Consider the following 14,383-nt stretch of genomic DNA (forward strand, 5'->3'; position numbering starts at 1 on the left):
AACACGCCGACGCGCCCGGGTATGAGCGGCTTTCAGCGTCGTGCCCGCCACCGCGCGAGCAGGCCGCCCGGCGGCAGCTCCTCGACGGTCAGGGCGAACGTCCGGTGGTCGCACCACTCGTCGCCGATGTGCAGGTAGCGCTCGCGGACGCCCTCGTCCCGGAAGCCGAGCTTCTCGACGACGCGCAGCGACGGCCCGTTCTCGGGGCGGATGTTGACCTCCACCCGGTGCAGCCCGAGGGCCCCGAAGCAGTGGTCGCTCGCCATCGCCACGGCCGTGGGGATGATGCCCCGGCCGGCGACGTGCCGCGACACCCAGTACCCGATGGACGCCGAGCGCAGCGACCCGTACGCGATCCCCGCGACGGTGAGCTGCCCGACGAGCCGCCCCTGGTAGTCCACGGCGAAGGGCAGCGCCGTGCCCGATCGCGCCTGCCGGTTGAGCGACCGCACGAACTCCCCGAACGAGGGCCGCGGCCCGTGCAACGGCACAGGCGACGTCGCGTCCCACGGCTCGAGCCACGCGCTGTTCTGCGCGCGCAAGGCCATCCACGCCTGGGCGTCACGCCTGCGCAGCGGCCGCAGCCGCACGTCGCCGTCGGCGAGCACCACCGGCCAACCCGGCGCCATCAGCCCTCCAGCACCAGGCAGTGCACCCGCTGGCCCGGACGCACAGCGGTGTCCTGCTCGCCGACCACCGCGAGCGCGTTGGCCCGGGACAGCGCGGTCACCGACGGCACCCCCGGGTCGCCCACCGGGGTGACCTCGTACCCGTCGTCGGGGGATCCGACCACCAGCGCCGGCACGAACTGCCGCAGCCCCGGCGGGGAGGCCCAGCCGACAGTGGCCTCGGCGGTGACGGACGGCCGGAAGAGGTCGGCGTGCCCGGCCATGGCCCGCAACGCCGGGCGCACGAACACCTCGAAGGACACCTGGGCCGCCACGGGGTGGCCCTGCAACGCGAAGATCGGGACGGCGCCGTCACCGCCCAGGCCGGCGACAGTGCCGAAGCCGTGCCGGTGGCCGGGGGTCATCGCGACATGGTCGAAGCGCACGGTGCCGAGCGGGGCGAGGACATCCTTGACCGTGTCGTGCGCGTACTCGCTCAGGCCTCCGGTGGTGAGGATCAAGTCGGCGCGGACCAGCTGGTCCTCCAGCGCCTCACGCAGGGTGGCCCGGTCGTCGGAGACGATGCCGACCCGCCGGGCGGAGGCGCCCGCGTCGCGCACCGCCGTCTCCAGCGCATGCCCGTCGGCCTCGTACACCCGCCCCTCGCGGCGCGGGGAGCCGGGCTCGACGAGGTCGTCGCCGACCGAGACGATCACCACCCGCGGTGTGGGGTGCACACGGATCCGGCCGCGCCCGAGCGTCGCCGCCAGGGCGAGCTGGCGGGCGCCCAGCCGGACTCCCGCCGCCAGGACCACATCGCCCGCGCGGGCGTCCGATCCCGGCAGCCGCACATGCTGCCCGGGCACGGCGGGCCGTTGCAGCGCCACCCGGGCCGCGCCCCGGTCCGTCTCCTCCACCGGGACCACCGCGTCGGCGCCCTGCGGCAGCGGCGCCCCGGAGGCGATCCGCACCGCCTGGCCGGGGGCCAACCGCAGCGCCGCCGGCGACCCGACCAGGACGTCATGCGCCACCGGCAGCGTCCGGGTGCTGGTCGGCCCGGCGTCCGCCGTGTCGTAGGCGGCCACGGCGTACCCGTCACGGGCCGCCACGGGCGCCTGCGGCACGTCGAGCTCCACGGCGATGTCGGTGGCGAGGATGCAGCCGACGGCGTCGGCGAGGACGACGTCGAGCGGGGCGACCGGGCCGACTGCCCCCAGCACCGCCGCCAGGTGGTCCTGGACGGATCTCATCTGCGCATTCTGCCCCGACGGCGGCCCTGGGACGGCCCCAGGGCCGCCGTCGGCGCGGCTCAGCCCTCCAGCGTCGGGGTGAAGCCCACCAGCCACTCGCGGAAGTCCGGGCCCAGGTCCTCGCGGTCCACGGCCAGGCGCACCACGGCCTTGAGGTAGTCGAGCCGGTCGCCCGTGTCGTAGCGGCGCCCGCGGAACACGACGCCGTACACCCCGCCGCCCTGCTCGGCCGGCAGGTCCGCGAGGGTGGCCAGGGCGTCGGTGAGCTGGATCTCCCCGCCACGGCCGGGCGCGGTGTTCTCCAGCACCTCGAAGACCGCGGGGTTCAGCACGTACCGCCCGATCACCGCGAGGTTGCTCGGCGCGTCCTCCGCGGCGGGCTTCTCCACGAGCCCGGTGACGCGCACCTGGTCGGCGGGGGCGTCCGCCAGCTCCTCGACCGCGGCCGCGCCGTACAGCGAGATCTGGCTGGGCTCGACCTCCAGCAACGCCACCACGGAGCCGCCGGTGCGCTCCTGCAGCGCGATCATCGTGGGCAGCAGCGGGTCCCGCTCGTCGATCAGGTCGTCGCCGAGCAGCACCGCGAACGGCTCGTCGCCGACGTGGTGCTTGGCCTGCAGCACCGCGTGCCCCAGGCCCTTCGGCTGGCCCTGCCGCACGAAGTGCACGTGGGCGAGGTCGCTCGAGCGCTTCACGGCGTCGAGCCGCGCGTCGTCGCCCTTGGCCTCGAGGGCGCGCTCGACCTCGGGCGCGGAGTCGAAGTGGTCCTCGATGGAGCCCTTGTTCCGACCGATGATGAGGAGGACGTCGTCGAGGCCCGCGGCGGCGGCCTCCTCGACGACATACTGGATGGCTGGCTTGTCGACGACCGGGAGCATCTCCTTGGGCGTCGACTTGGTGGCGGGCAGGAAACGGGTGCCGAGACCCGCCGCGGGGATGACCGCTTTGTGGAGTGTCATGCCAGATCACGCTAGCGTCGGACGGCGATCCCGGCGCGCGAGATTCGTCACATTCGTCCTCTAGGCGCGTAATGTCCGTGAGACTTAGGACACACGTGCCAGAGGTCCCAGATCACCTTTGCGAGAATGGTCCACATGCGCAGCGCTGCACAGCCCTATCCCACCGCCTCCGAGGGCTTGGAGGTCGAGGACCTCAAGGACTATCTGCGCAGGTCAATCAGGGCCTCGAGGGCCGCCCGCTCCACCCGCCGACGTGAGGAGGCGGAGCTCGCGCTGGCCTCCGTCGTGGAGACCGTCCCCGAGATCGCCGAGGCCCGTTGCGTGTCCGTCTACGCCGCGCGCCCCACCGAGCCCGGCACCGGCCCGCTGCTCGAGCGCCTCGCCTCCCGGGGCGTCCGGGTGCTGCTGCCAGTGCTCGGCGCCGGGCTGCAGCGCGACTGGGCCGAGTACGCCGGAGTCGAGGACCTGCGCCAGCGGGCGCCCGGCAGACCCCCCGAGCCGAGCACGCCTCCCCTGGGCGCCGAGGCCATCGCCGAGGCGGACGTCATCGTCGCCCCCGCGCTCGCCGTCGACACCGCGGGCACCCGGCTCGGGCAGGGCGGCGGCTGGTACGACCGCGCGCTGCTGCACGCCCGCCCCGGGGTCCGCGTCATCGCGCTCGTCTTCCCCGAGGAGGTCTACGACGCCGGGACGCGCCCACTCCCCCGGCAGCGGCACGACCGCACGGTGGACGCCGTGGCCACCCCCGACGGCTGGCAGTCGCTGCGCCCGGGTGACGACCGAGTCGGGTGACCCCCGCCGGGGCAAAGGCTCCCCGCCGGCCGTAGGGCCCCGGCGTCCGCTGGGCTCAGCGGCCGCCGCGGGCGGGCGTCAGGGTGAGCCGGTCCGCTGCCGCCTCGTCGACGGCCTCAGCGGTGAACGGCCACGGGTAGCTGGACCCCTCGGCCCAGGCCCCGAGCTGGTCGGCGTAGTGCGGGCTGGCCGGGTGGCCGGACACCCCCGTGAGGTTGACCCACGTGCTGGAGTCCAAGTCACCGAGGTCCACGACCATCCGCATGGACGGCGCGGCCCCCACCTCGAATGAGCCCGACGCCGCGTCCCAGGACGTCGCGTTGACGATCGAGGAGCCGCCGCCCACCGGCACGGCGCCGGGGTTCACCAGGCGGCGCACGATCGCGGGCATCGACGACCCGCCGAGCAGCGGGTGCTCCGGCGCCGCGGCGTGCAGCCTGCCCCACGTCCAGTCGCCCGCGTCACGTCCCATCGCCACGGTCAGCTCGCTGCGCGCCGTGACGAGCGCGCGGTTGAGGATCTCGTCGCGCCCCTCGACGATGCCCACGGTGGTGCGGTCGTCCCACCACGGCGACTGCGGGTCGTCGAGCATCCCCGCGACCACCGTGAGCCAGCGCGACCCGCCGCTCGGCTCGAACCCGTCGGGCAGGTCGTCCCAGAACGTGAGCCGCAGCAGCGTCGACCACACCGCCGCGAAGTACGCCGCCGCCGCCGAGTCGGCGTCGGAGCGCAGGTCCCAATCGCGCAGCAGCTCCTGGCCGTCGTCGTCGAAGTCGTCGTCGATCGGCACCGCCAGCAGCGCGGGCATGAGCGCCTCCGCGAACGGGTTCAGCTCGTCGAGCTGCAGCTCCTCGGTGCTGGCCACGTCGATCTTCTGCCCCGCCGCGATCTGGGCCGCGAGGCTGTCGCGGATGGCCTGCGAGCGGTACCCGTAGTCGAAGTCGTTCGTCAGGAACGGCCCGGCGTCGAAGGCCGTCACCGCCTGGTTCGCCGCCACGATGAACCCCTCGGCGGGGTCCAGGGCGGCGGGCAGCTCCTCGGCCGGCAGGTAGCCCTGCCAGTCGTAGGCGCTGTCCCAGCCGGGCCGGGGCCACGAGCCGTCGGACGGCACGGCAGCCCCGGCGACGTCGTCGCGCACCGGGATCAGGCCGGGCGCCTGGTAGCCGATGTGGCCGTCGACAGTCGCGAAGACGATGTTCTGCGCGGGCGCGGCGAACTGGGCCGCCGCGGCGGCGACGTCCTCGGCGTCCTCGGCGATGTTCAGCGCGAAGAGCGCGTCCGCTGTGATGTTCGGCTCCAGTGCCGTCCAGCGGAGCGCCACCTCGTACTGGCCCCACGGCGTCTCCTCGGTCGCCGGCGCCTGGTGCGCCTCGCCGAGGTTCAGCACATCGGACACGATCGGGCCGTGCACGGTCTCCCGCACCGCCAGGTCGACGTCGTCGCCGCCGTTGACCTTGATCGTCTCGATGCGGATGTCCATGGGCACCCGCTCGCCGTCGAGCAGCGTGGTCCGCTCGACCACCCGCTCCAGGAAGAAGTCGGTGACATCGGCCGCCATGTTGGTCAGGCCCCAGGCGAGATGGGCGTTGTGGCCGATGACGACGCCGGGGAAGCCCGCGAAGGAGAAGCCGGACACGTCGAACGGGCACTCCTGCGACACCTTCGCGCAGGTCAGGGAGATCTGCGACCAGATGCCGGGCGCGGAGATCCCCAGGTGCGGGTCGTTGGCCAGGACCGGGTTGCCGGAGGCCGTGTGGTCGCCGGCGACCACCCACGAGTTCGATCCGGTGCCCTCGCCGTCGGCCAGCAGGCGCGGGACGGCGGCGAGCGCGGCGTTCGCGGCGGCCAGCGCCTCCTGCAGGTCCGCGTCGGCCAGGTCGATGGCGGAGCCCTCCGCCACAGCGCTCACCTGCTGCGCGGCGCCGGCCGCGAGGATCGGGAGGTTGGACTCCTCCGGGTAGGCGGGGAACAGCTCCTCGACCCGCGCGACGTCGCCCACCGTGGCGTAGACGGTCGCCCGCTCGATCTCCTCGTCGAAGTTGGAGCGCAGGTCCCACGCCATCGCCTTGAGCCAGGCGAGGGAGTCCACAGGCGTCCACGGCTCCGGGTCGGCCACGTCGACGCGCATCCCGAGGATCGTGTACTCGACCGCGATCTCACCGGGCTCGCGGCCGTCCAGGTAGGCGTTCACGCCCTCGGCGTACGCCTGCAGGTAGTCCTGCGTCGGCTCCGAGAGCAGGTCCCACTCCTGCTCGGCGACCTTGCGCCAGCCCAGGGTGCGGATCACCTTGTCGGCGTCGAGGGCCTGCTCGTCGGCGCCGACGAGCTCCGACAACCGGCCCGCGGTGACATGCCGGCGGTAGTCCATCTCGAAGAAGCGGTCCTGCGCGTGCACGAAGCCCTGCGCGCGGAACAGGTCCGCGGAGGTCTCGGCGGTGAGGTGCGGGATGCCCTGGTCGTCACGCGTCACGGTCACCGCGGCGTCCAGGCCCGGCAGCTCGATCTCCCCCGAGACCTGCGGGAGGGGGCGCCGCACGAGGGCCGTGGTCACCACGACCGTCCCGACGAGGACGAGCACGATGGCCGTCGCGACGACGGCGAGGACAAGGCGGCGGGCGCGGCGACGGGGCACGCTGCGAGGGTAGCCGGTGGGCACAGGCGCCGACCTGCTCACTCGTCCGCGTAAGATTGGCACTCGATCTTGGAGAGTGCCAGCCGCCGATCTGCGGCCGGCAGGTCAGTCGACTGGGGAGAGACAGTGCCCACCTATGCCTACGCCTGCACGGAGTGCGGCCACGCCTTCGACATCCAGCAGTCCTTCAGCGACGACTCGCTGACGGTCTGCCCGGAGTGCGAGGGACGCCTGCGCAAGGTGTTCTCCGCCGTCGGAGTGGTGTTCAAGGGCTCGGGCTTCTACCGCAACGACTCCCGGAACACGAAGTCGTCGTCCTCTGCCAGCTCGCCGTCGACGTCGGGTGGCTCGACGTCGGGCGGCTCGGGCTCGTCGTCGAGCGACTCGTCCACGTCCTCGGCCGCCTCGTCGTCTGGTGGGTCGTCGTCTGGTGGGTCGTCGTCTGGTGGGTCATCGGCTGGCGGGTCGTCGTCGTCGACCGGCTCGTCGGGCTCGTCCAGCCCTGCTGCGAAGCCCGCCGCCGCGAAGCCGGCCGCCGCGAGCTGACCACCGCGACCCACCCCCAGTCCCTCCGTGGGACGGGCTCCGCGCGGGGCGCCGTGCTGCCACCTGGGGGGCCGCCCCACCGCGCCTAGCGTCCGGACATGGCACCCTCCCGCCCACTGACGCCCCGGCCCGCACGCGCCCGACGGCGCGCACGCGTGCTGCTCTGGCGGCTCCGCCTGCCGCTCGCCGCCCTCCTCGTCGGCGCCGCGGCGGCCGTGACCGTCGGCCAGCTCAGGCCACCGCCAGCGGCCACCACGCCGGTGGTCGTCGCCGCGCATGCGCTGCCCGCCGGGACAGTGCTCACCGCAGCCGACCTGCGCGCCTCCGCCCACCTCGCCGAGTCCGCTCCGGAGGGCGCCCTTCCTGCCGCCGACGAGCTCGTGGGGCGCACGCTCGCCGTCGCGGCGCCCGCCGGGCTGCCGCTGGTCGACGGGGTCGTGGCCGCCAAGGTGGTCGCGGGACCGCCCGGCACGGTGGTCGCCCCGGTCCGCTTCGCCGACGACGGAGTGGCGGCGCTGCTCACCCCCGGCGCCCGGATCGACGTGCTGGCCGCCGCTGCCGACGGCGCGGACCAGTCGGGCCGCTACCTGGCCCGCTCAGCGCTCGTGCTCGCGGCGCCCCTCGACGCGCTCGACTCGCGAGCGTCCGGGCCGCTCACGCTCGGCGCGGACCCCGGCGGGCAGGCGAGTCCCCCCGTGCTGCTCGCCGTCTCCGCCGACGACGCGGCAGCCCTCGCGGGGGCCGCCTCATGGGCGTCCTTGAGCCCGGTCATCGTGCGATGATTCCCGCGCCCAGTTCCCCCTCAGGAGGCGTCATGAAGAGTGTGCTGACCGGTTTCAAGGACTTCGTCGCGCGCGGCAACGCGATCGAGCTGGCGATCGCCGTGGTCATCGGCGCCGCGTTCAACGCGTTCGTCGCCTCGCTCGTCGAGGGGTTCCTCAGCCCGCTCATCGGCTCGGTCTTCGGTGGCGCCGACCTGACCAATCTGTGGAAGTACACGCTCCTCGGCGGCGACTACAAGTTCGGCCTCGTCGCCGACGCCGCGCTGCAGCTCCTCATCACCGCCGCCGCGCTGTACTTCGTCATCGTGCTGCCCCTGAACCACTTGGCCAAGCGCCGCAAGGCCGGGATCGAGGACGAGCCCGCCGCACCCGCCGAGGACGTGCTCGTGCTGCAGGAGATCCGCGATCTGCTGGCCCAGCAGCTCACCCCTGCCGTCCGCAACGACGCTGGCATCCAGCACCACCCGGCCCGCGACGACGCCGGAGCCCGCCCGCAGTCCTGATCCGGGCCCGCACCGCACCCGGCGGGAGGGAGGACGGATCACCCGGCAGACAGGCGCGCGGGACTGGCTCACCAGTGCGGTGGGACGTCCCGGCGCAGTCGGTCGTCGTTGGAGTCGAAGCCATCGCCCCAGCCGGCGTCCGAGTCGTCGGCGCTGCGGTCGGGGATGAGCGGGGCGTCGTCGATCACCGGGCGCCTCGGCCCGGGCTGGGGCGCGGCCGGGGTCGCGGGGCGCTGTGCCGGCTCGCCGTTCGCAGCGGGCTCGCCGGTGTCACTCGTGGCATGCGGGTCGATCGGGTTCACCCGTCCATGATCCCACCGCAGAGTCAGCGGCCGGTCAGCGGGCGCGGCGCACCGCGGCGGCGATCACGGCGTCCACCCGCGAGCTGCGGCGCGTGATGCCGAGCTCGTCGCGGACCTCGCCGGCCAGGTCCTCACGGGAGCGCTGCGCCCCGTCCGAGACCAGCCACGCCACGACCTCGTCGATCTCGTCGTCGCTGTACGCGCTGATCGGCAGCCCGGAGCGCACCGGCGGACGCGGCTGGGCGCGGACCGGGAGCGTCGGCTGCTGGCCCGCAACGTCGGCGGACGGCGCGGATGCCGACGGTTGGCCGTCGACCTCCCAGACGACTGTCGGCCCGGCCATCGCGGGCACGGAGCCCTCGCCGGACACAGGCTCCTGCGAGACGACGCCCGCTCTCAATGCTGCCTCCGCGACACCCGGGGCATCGGGGGCAGCGTCACCGTCGACCACCGGGATGGCCCCCGTGGCCAGTTGGTGCTCGAGCACGAAGGGCAGGGCGCCCGTCTGCGGGGCGTAGTCCACCACGCGCCCCACCGGCAGCCGCTCCGGCAGCCCGGCCTGCCCGACAGGCGCCACCGGCGGCCGGGCGGCGCGCACCGGCGCGGGACGCGACGCCACGACACGCGCCTGGACGACCCGCCGGATGCGGTCGACCTCGGCCTGCGGGTCGAGGAACGCCGCGGCGGACCAGACCTGCACGGTGCTCCAGCCGAGTTGCTCGAGCCTGTCGGCGGTCTGCCGGTCGCGCACGCGCACGCTCTGCTGGGCCACATAGGCGTCGTCGTCGGTGAGCACCGCGACGAGCAACTGGCCCGGCAACTCGGGGTGGCCGACAGCCAGGGGGATGCGCGTCCCGCCCGGCAGCCCGTAGTCCACCTCGACGAGCAGCCCATGGCGCCACAGTCGCTCGGCCAGGTCGATCACCAGGCGGTCGGACTCGTTCGGCGGGGCAGCGGGCGCGGCGGCCAGGCCGGTCGAGGCCACGGGCGCCTCAGTGGGCGCGTCGCCGGATGTGGGCACGTCAGCGGACTCATCGGCGGCCGGGGCGGCGATGAGCGAGGTCGTCTCCCCGTTGCCGCGTCGAGCGGCGAAGTCGAGCAGCGCGTGCAGGAGCTGGGCTCCGGGGCCGCGCAGCCGGTCGCGGTCCAGGTCGTCCGCGCCGAAGCACGAGACCACGTGCAACCGGTGCCGGGTGGCGCCCAAGGCGTCGAGCAGCAGGGCGTCGCCGCCCGGCGCGCTGATGGGGCCGAACCGGTGCAGCACGCGTCCGTGCGGGGTGCGGCCGTACCCGAGGGACAGCAGCACCGCGTCACGGCGCAGCCCGGCCACCCCGGCCAGATCGGCCACGACGAAGGGCTCCGCGCGGCGGGCGTCGAAGAACACCGCCAGCGCCGGGTTGTCCCGCACCTCGGCGAGCACCCGCTCGCGCACCTGCTCGGCGTGCAGCGGGGAGGACGCGATGACGGCCAGCGACTCGTCGGGGTGCATGAGCGCGTGGGTCAGCACGGCCTCGAGGACGTGCTCCACCTCGGCGCGGGTGCTCTCGACGGCGCCGGTGGCCGCGTCGGGCATGCCCGTGCCGTCGACCACGTCGAGCCGGACCAGCGGCGCGCTGTGCGGCAGCGGCGTGGGGCTCAGCACCCCGGCGTACCCGTGGTCGGCGAGGAACTGCGTGAGGTAGGGGTCGCGGCGGGAGGCGTCGGCGCGCAGCGCCACCACCGGCAGCACGTCCGCGAGCTCGCGGACGGCGGTGCCGGAGGCGCAGCGGGCGTCGCCCACCACGACCACCTGGCGGCCGCGCGCGATGGCGGCCAATGCGATCTCGACGGGCAGGTGCGCGGCGGCGTCGATGACCACGACGTCGACGGTGCGGCCGGCGGGGAGCACCTGCGGCACGAGCATCGGCGCGGCGGCGAGCACCGGGCGCAGCTTGCGGACCAGGTCCGGGTAGCGCGCGACCGTGTCCCGCAAGCTCGTCATGCGGTCGCCGATGAGCTCGGCGAACAGCGACTCCGCCTGCTCGCGGTGGGCGCGCAGCGCCGCTGTCACGTGCCCGACGACAGCCGTGCGCACCGGCCCCGGCAGGCTCGCGACATGCGCCCGGTCGAGGTGCGCGTACCTGGCGCTCAGGGCGCCGAGCGCCGCGCCGTCGTAACCGGCGAGCGCGGGGTCGGCGGTGAGGATGTGCTCGAAGACGGTGCTCCACCACGCCAGCTCGAGCTCGGGGCCCACCATCGCGGCGTCCACCTTGCGGCTGATCATGTCGTCCAGCAGACCGCCGAGCCCGGTGGCCACGAGCTGCGCGAGCGTCGCGGTGCGCTCGGGCAGGGTCTCCAACGCGGCGGCGTCGTCCTGCAGGCGCTGGAGTCGGTCCACCAACTCGGCGAACGGGACCTCGGCGAGCCTGCCGCCGCCGGGGGTGGTCGCGAGCGCCTGGTCGAGCACCTCGACGTCGGCCAGCACCTCCCGCAGCTCGCCCTCCATGACGGCCAGGCCGTCGGGCAGCCTCGGCCAGCCGCCCGCGGGGCAGTGCGCCTGCCAGATGTCGCGCTGGACCTGCACCTCGATGAGCGCGCTGTGCAGGTCGGCGACGGGACGGCCGGGGCGCACCATGTCCCGGGCCTGCTTGCGCAGCCGGCGACGCAGCCAGAAGCCCATCGGCATCCCGTGCTCCGCACGCCACTCCTTGGTGGCGGTGGCGGCGACCAGGTCGGCGGCGGTGCGCTCGAAGATCATCGGCTGGAACACGTCCAGCGCCCCGCGGATGCCGGCGAGCATCACGAGCTGCTCGCCCCACGCGGCGAGCGTGCCGGCTTCCAGCAGCCCGGTGGTGTCGGCGACCTCGCGCACCCGCCGGGTGATGCCCGCTAGGCCTGTGGTGAGCAACCGGTCGAGGCGTGCCAGCACGTCGGCGGCGGCCTCGGCGGTCCGCAGGCCGGCGCCGTGCCACGGGGTGTCGGTGGGCCGCAGCGTGAACGCGCCGAGCCGTGCGGCCCGGGCCAGCGCGTCGGCGGCCTGCTCGCGGCGGGGGGCGTCCAGCGTCCGCGCCACCTCCACGGGCAGGCGCACGCGGGTGCGCGGGGCCGGCCGGGTGGCGGTCAGCCGGGCCAGGGCCTGCTGGGCGTCGTAGGCCGACGCGCCCCATGGCATGCGGGAGGCGTGCAGGGCGTCCACGTAGGCGCGCAGCTGCTCGCGGTGCGCGACGAGGTCCCGGCGCAGCGCGCCGAGCCGGGCGGTGTCGACGGGCTCGGCTTCGAGCGTCATCGCGGCGAGGAGGCGCCGGCCAGCCGCGGTGCGCCACCCGGCCTCGGGCGCGACATCGAGCAGCAGGTCGCTCAGGCCCAGATCGTCCAACCGGGCGCTGAGCGCGGCGGCGGCCCGGCGGTGCCCCGGCACGTACAGCACCGAGCGCCCCGAGGCCGCGGCGTCGGCGACCACGGCGGCGAGGGTGCCGGTGACGTCGCTGCCGGTCGGCGCATCGATGAACAGGTGCTCCCCCGTGGCGAGCACGTCGAGGACGTGCTGCTGCGCGGGGTCGAGGTCCCCGACGCCGCGCTCCAGGTCCGGGTCGCGGTCCCCGCGCACCGGCTCGGGCAGGGGGCGGGCAAGGCGGGCCCGCGCCTCCGGGACGCCCGCGAGCGCGGCGACGACCTCATGGCGGTCGAGTGTGCCGGCCAGGCTGTCCAAGTCGTCGACCAGCACCTGCCCGGGGTGCACGAACGTGCCCACGACGACGCTCTCGTCGAGCCGGAAGCCCTCGAGGACGGCCTCGCCCAGCGACGTCAGCCGCTGCAGGGCCGAGCGCGGCTCGAAGCCCGTGCCGGTGAACGCGCCACGGGCCACGGCGCCCGGGTCGAGCAGCGCGCCACGGCTGCGCAGGGCGCGCGCGATGACGGGGTTCACCTCGAGGGACGGCTCCAGGGCCAGCTCGTAGTCGCTCTCGCCGCTGCCCCGGGCGCGCAGCGACACCGGTCGCAGCAGCACGGGGGCCCGGACGGTGCGCGCGGCGGGAGCCCCGTCGGCGTCCACGTCGCCCTGCCCCGCGCCCTGTCCGTCGCCCAGCCCGGCGCGGGACTGCGGCGCACGGGGGCGGGTGACGGCCGCGAGCGCGGCGACGTCGTCCTCGGCGATGTCGGGCGTCGTGCGCTCGGTCCAGGTCGCGACGCCGATGGCCAGGTAGGTGGGTGCGATGCCGTACCGCTGCGCGTACCGCTCCGCACGGGCGCTGACGGCCCGGGCCCGGCGCTTCGCGCTGGCGAGCGCGCCGCCCTCGCGGACCAGGTTGGACAGCCGCGTCTCCCGGCCGGCGAAGAGCTGCGCGATCCCGGACGGGTGCGCCGCGGACAGGTCGAGCGCGGCGTCGCCCAGCAGGTCGACGTCCGCCAGGGTGGAGCCCCCGGCGGCCTCGACGAGGGCGGCCCGCCAGGCCGCGACCGCGCCGCTCAACAACTCGGCGGCGGTGGGCGGCTCCACGAGCGTGGGGCTCGGCTGCGCGCTCGCGGGGTCGCGACGCCCGGCCTCGGCGTCAGGGCGGGCAGATGTGCCAGCGGTCGAGGTCGGGCTCGGGTGCACGCCGGGCGCGGAATCCACATCGGGTCCCGAGCCGGGTGCGCGCGCGGGAACGTTCACCCGCCGAACGCTAATGCCCTCAGGCCGAGATGGCCCTCCTGGCGCGCCGTAGCCAGCCCCACCGCGAGACGGCACAGGGCGACGACACAGCGCGAGGACACCACGCGCGACGACGACTGGTCAGGGGAAGGAGGAGCACGCTCGACCCGACTCGCGGGGAGCTTGTCGCGGGTCCTCGGGCGGGGGCTTCTCAGCCTCCCGCCCGAGCCCGGACGAAGAACAGTGCGCACCGCGCAGGGGGCAGGCGATGCGCACTGTCGAGCACCAGTGTGCCCCGTGCTAGAGGCGCTGGTCAAATGTCCAGGGCCGCGCAGGCGGGTGAACAGACGGCCGATAAACGCGGTGAAAACGGGAGAGTCACGCGGAATCCGACGTGAGGGCAGGTGCGTCCAGACGAGGTCGGGAGACGCCGTGACCAGCGCGTTGAGTCCCTCCTGGGCGCCGGGCGCGCGGGCCATGGCGTCGGAGCCGAGCCAGCCGCAGTCGAGCGGGCCGGCTCCCCGCTCGACGGTCGTCGGCGCCGGGGCCACGATGAGGGGGCGAGGGCGCCGCGACGCGAGGGCAGGGGGCGACGGGCCATGCACGAGGCACGTGCGGACATCCACATCAGGGCGACGCCGGAGGCGGTGTGGCGCGCGCTCACCGACACGGCCCTGGTGCGGCAGTACTTCTTCGGCACCGAGCTCACCACCGACTGGCAGGTCGGCAGCCCCATCCGCTACCGGGGCGAGTGGCAGGGCAAGCAGTACGAGGATCGCGGCGCGGTGTTGGAGTTCGACCGGCCGCGGCTGCTCGTCACGGACTTCTACAGCCCGTCCTCCGGCCTGCCCGACGAGCCCGCCAACCACCAGACTGTCACCTACGAGGTCGTCCCCGAGGACGACGGCAGCCGCGTCACAGTGATCCAGGACGGCAACCGGGACGAGGCCGGGGCCCAGCACGCCGCGGCGAACTGGCGGATGATGCTCGACGGCCTCGCGAGCCTCGCCCCCACACTCGACACCATCGTGGCCCGATTCGACGTGGACGGCTGGGAGCCCGCGACGCTCGAGGGGATCGACGGCGGGTGGCTTGACGCCGTGCTCATGCACAAGACGTTCACGTCCGGCATCCGCGGCACGTCTGTCGCGCACTTCCTGTCCTCCGGCGCGGAGGAGGGCAGCCGCGGGTACCTCGCCGCCGAGCGCATCGAGGGCGTCCTCGACGACGGGCGGTCTGGCGCGTTCACCGTGCACCACGGCGGGATGGAGCCCGGCCACCCGACCGCGTTCGCGTACGTGGTGCCGGGCTCCGGGGAGGGCGACCTCGTCGGCATCACCGGGACGGCGCGCATCGAGCACGACGACGCGGGGCCGTTCTTCGTGCTCGACCTCGACTGA

General features: G+C 74.8%; 11 protein-coding genes and 1 pseudogene. 5 read left to right on the forward strand and 7 right to left on the reverse strand.

Translation table 11 applies throughout. The features are described from left to right. Positions 1-32 precede the first annotated feature (32 nt). Genes QUV83_RS00715 through galU form a run of 3 tightly spaced genes read right to left on the reverse strand, consistent with a single transcriptional unit; the run spans position 33 to position 2,817 of the window. Positions 33-629, reverse strand: coding sequence for a GNAT family N-acetyltransferase (locus QUV83_RS00715; protein ID WP_289561663.1), 597 nt, complete (start codon positions 627-629; stop codon positions 33-35). Then, complete coding sequence (locus QUV83_RS00720) at positions 629-1,858, reverse strand: molybdopterin molybdotransferase MoeA (RefSeq protein ID WP_289561664.1); 1,230 nt, start codon at positions 1,856-1,858, stop codon at positions 629-631. The genes QUV83_RS00715 and QUV83_RS00720 overlap by 1 nt, the downstream gene beginning before the upstream one ends. A 59-nt stretch (positions 1,859-1,917) precedes the next feature. Further along, positions 1,918-2,817, reverse strand: a complete 900-nt coding sequence (gene galU, locus QUV83_RS00725) for a UTP--glucose-1-phosphate uridylyltransferase GalU (protein WP_289561665.1) — start codon at positions 2,815-2,817, stop codon at positions 1,918-1,920. Positions 2,818-2,952: 135 nt separating this feature from the next. On the opposite strand from galU, the gene QUV83_RS00730 reads away from it, so the two are divergent. Then, positions 2,953-3,609, forward strand: a complete 657-nt coding sequence (locus QUV83_RS00730) for a 5-formyltetrahydrofolate cyclo-ligase (protein WP_289561666.1) — start codon at positions 2,953-2,955, stop codon at positions 3,607-3,609. Positions 3,610-3,664: 55 nt separating this feature from the next. On the opposite strand, the gene QUV83_RS00735 is transcribed toward QUV83_RS00730, so the two are convergent. Then, positions 3,665-6,241 carry a penicillin acylase family protein gene (locus QUV83_RS00735; protein WP_289561667.1) on the reverse strand — a complete coding sequence of 859 codons (2,577 nt, stop codon included), beginning with the start codon at positions 6,239-6,241 and terminating at the stop codon, positions 3,665-3,667. 126 nt (positions 6,242-6,367) lie between these two features. Here QUV83_RS00735 and QUV83_RS17625 point away from each other — a divergent pair. Further along, positions 6,368-6,508 (forward strand): annotated as a pseudogene (locus tag QUV83_RS17625) (FmdB family zinc ribbon protein); the annotation flags it as partial. A 14-nt stretch (positions 6,509-6,522) separates the two neighbouring features. On the opposite strand, the gene QUV83_RS17630 reads toward QUV83_RS17625, so the two are convergent. Continuing rightward, positions 6,523-6,801 carry a hypothetical protein gene (locus QUV83_RS17630; RefSeq protein ID WP_354003917.1) on the reverse strand — a complete coding sequence of 93 codons (279 nt, stop codon included), beginning with the start codon at positions 6,799-6,801 and terminating at the stop codon, positions 6,523-6,525. Positions 6,802-6,885: 84 nt separating this feature from the next. Between QUV83_RS17630 and QUV83_RS00745 the strand changes: the two genes are divergently transcribed. Together QUV83_RS00745 and mscL are read left to right on the forward strand one after the other, a co-directional pair. Then, positions 6,886-7,569, forward strand: coding sequence for an SAF domain-containing protein (locus QUV83_RS00745; protein ID WP_289561669.1), 684 nt, complete (start codon positions 6,886-6,888; stop codon positions 7,567-7,569). Positions 7,570-7,601: 32 nt separating this feature from the next. Continuing rightward, positions 7,602-8,072 (forward strand): large conductance mechanosensitive channel protein MscL, encoded by a 471-nt coding sequence (gene mscL, locus QUV83_RS00750; protein ID WP_289561670.1) that lies wholly within the window; start codon positions 7,602-7,604, stop codon positions 8,070-8,072. 68 nt (positions 8,073-8,140) lie between these two features. Here mscL and QUV83_RS00755 read toward each other — a convergent pair whose 3' ends face one another. Both QUV83_RS00755 and QUV83_RS00760 read right to left on the reverse strand, forming a co-directional pair. Further along, entirely contained in the window at positions 8,141-8,374 is a 234-nt protein-coding gene (locus QUV83_RS00755) for a hypothetical protein (RefSeq protein ID WP_289561671.1), read from the reverse strand. A 34-nt stretch (positions 8,375-8,408) separates the two neighbouring features. Then, a complete protein-coding gene (locus QUV83_RS00760; RefSeq protein ID WP_289561672.1) occupies positions 8,409-13,004 on the reverse strand; it encodes a hypothetical protein in 4,596 nt (1,531 codons plus the stop codon). A gap of 578 nt (positions 13,005-13,582) precedes the next feature. Between QUV83_RS00760 and QUV83_RS00765 the strand changes: the two genes are divergently transcribed. Beyond that, positions 13,583-14,383 (forward strand): SRPBCC domain-containing protein, encoded by an 801-nt coding sequence (locus tag QUV83_RS00765; protein ID WP_289561673.1) that lies wholly within the window; start codon positions 13,583-13,585, stop codon positions 14,381-14,383.

Origin of the sequence: Cellulomonas cellasea (genome assembly GCF_030372105.1) — a bacterium.
In the GTDB taxonomy this organism is placed as follows: domain Bacteria; phylum Actinomycetota; class Actinomycetes; order Actinomycetales; family Cellulomonadaceae; genus Cellulomonas_A; species Cellulomonas_A cellasea_A.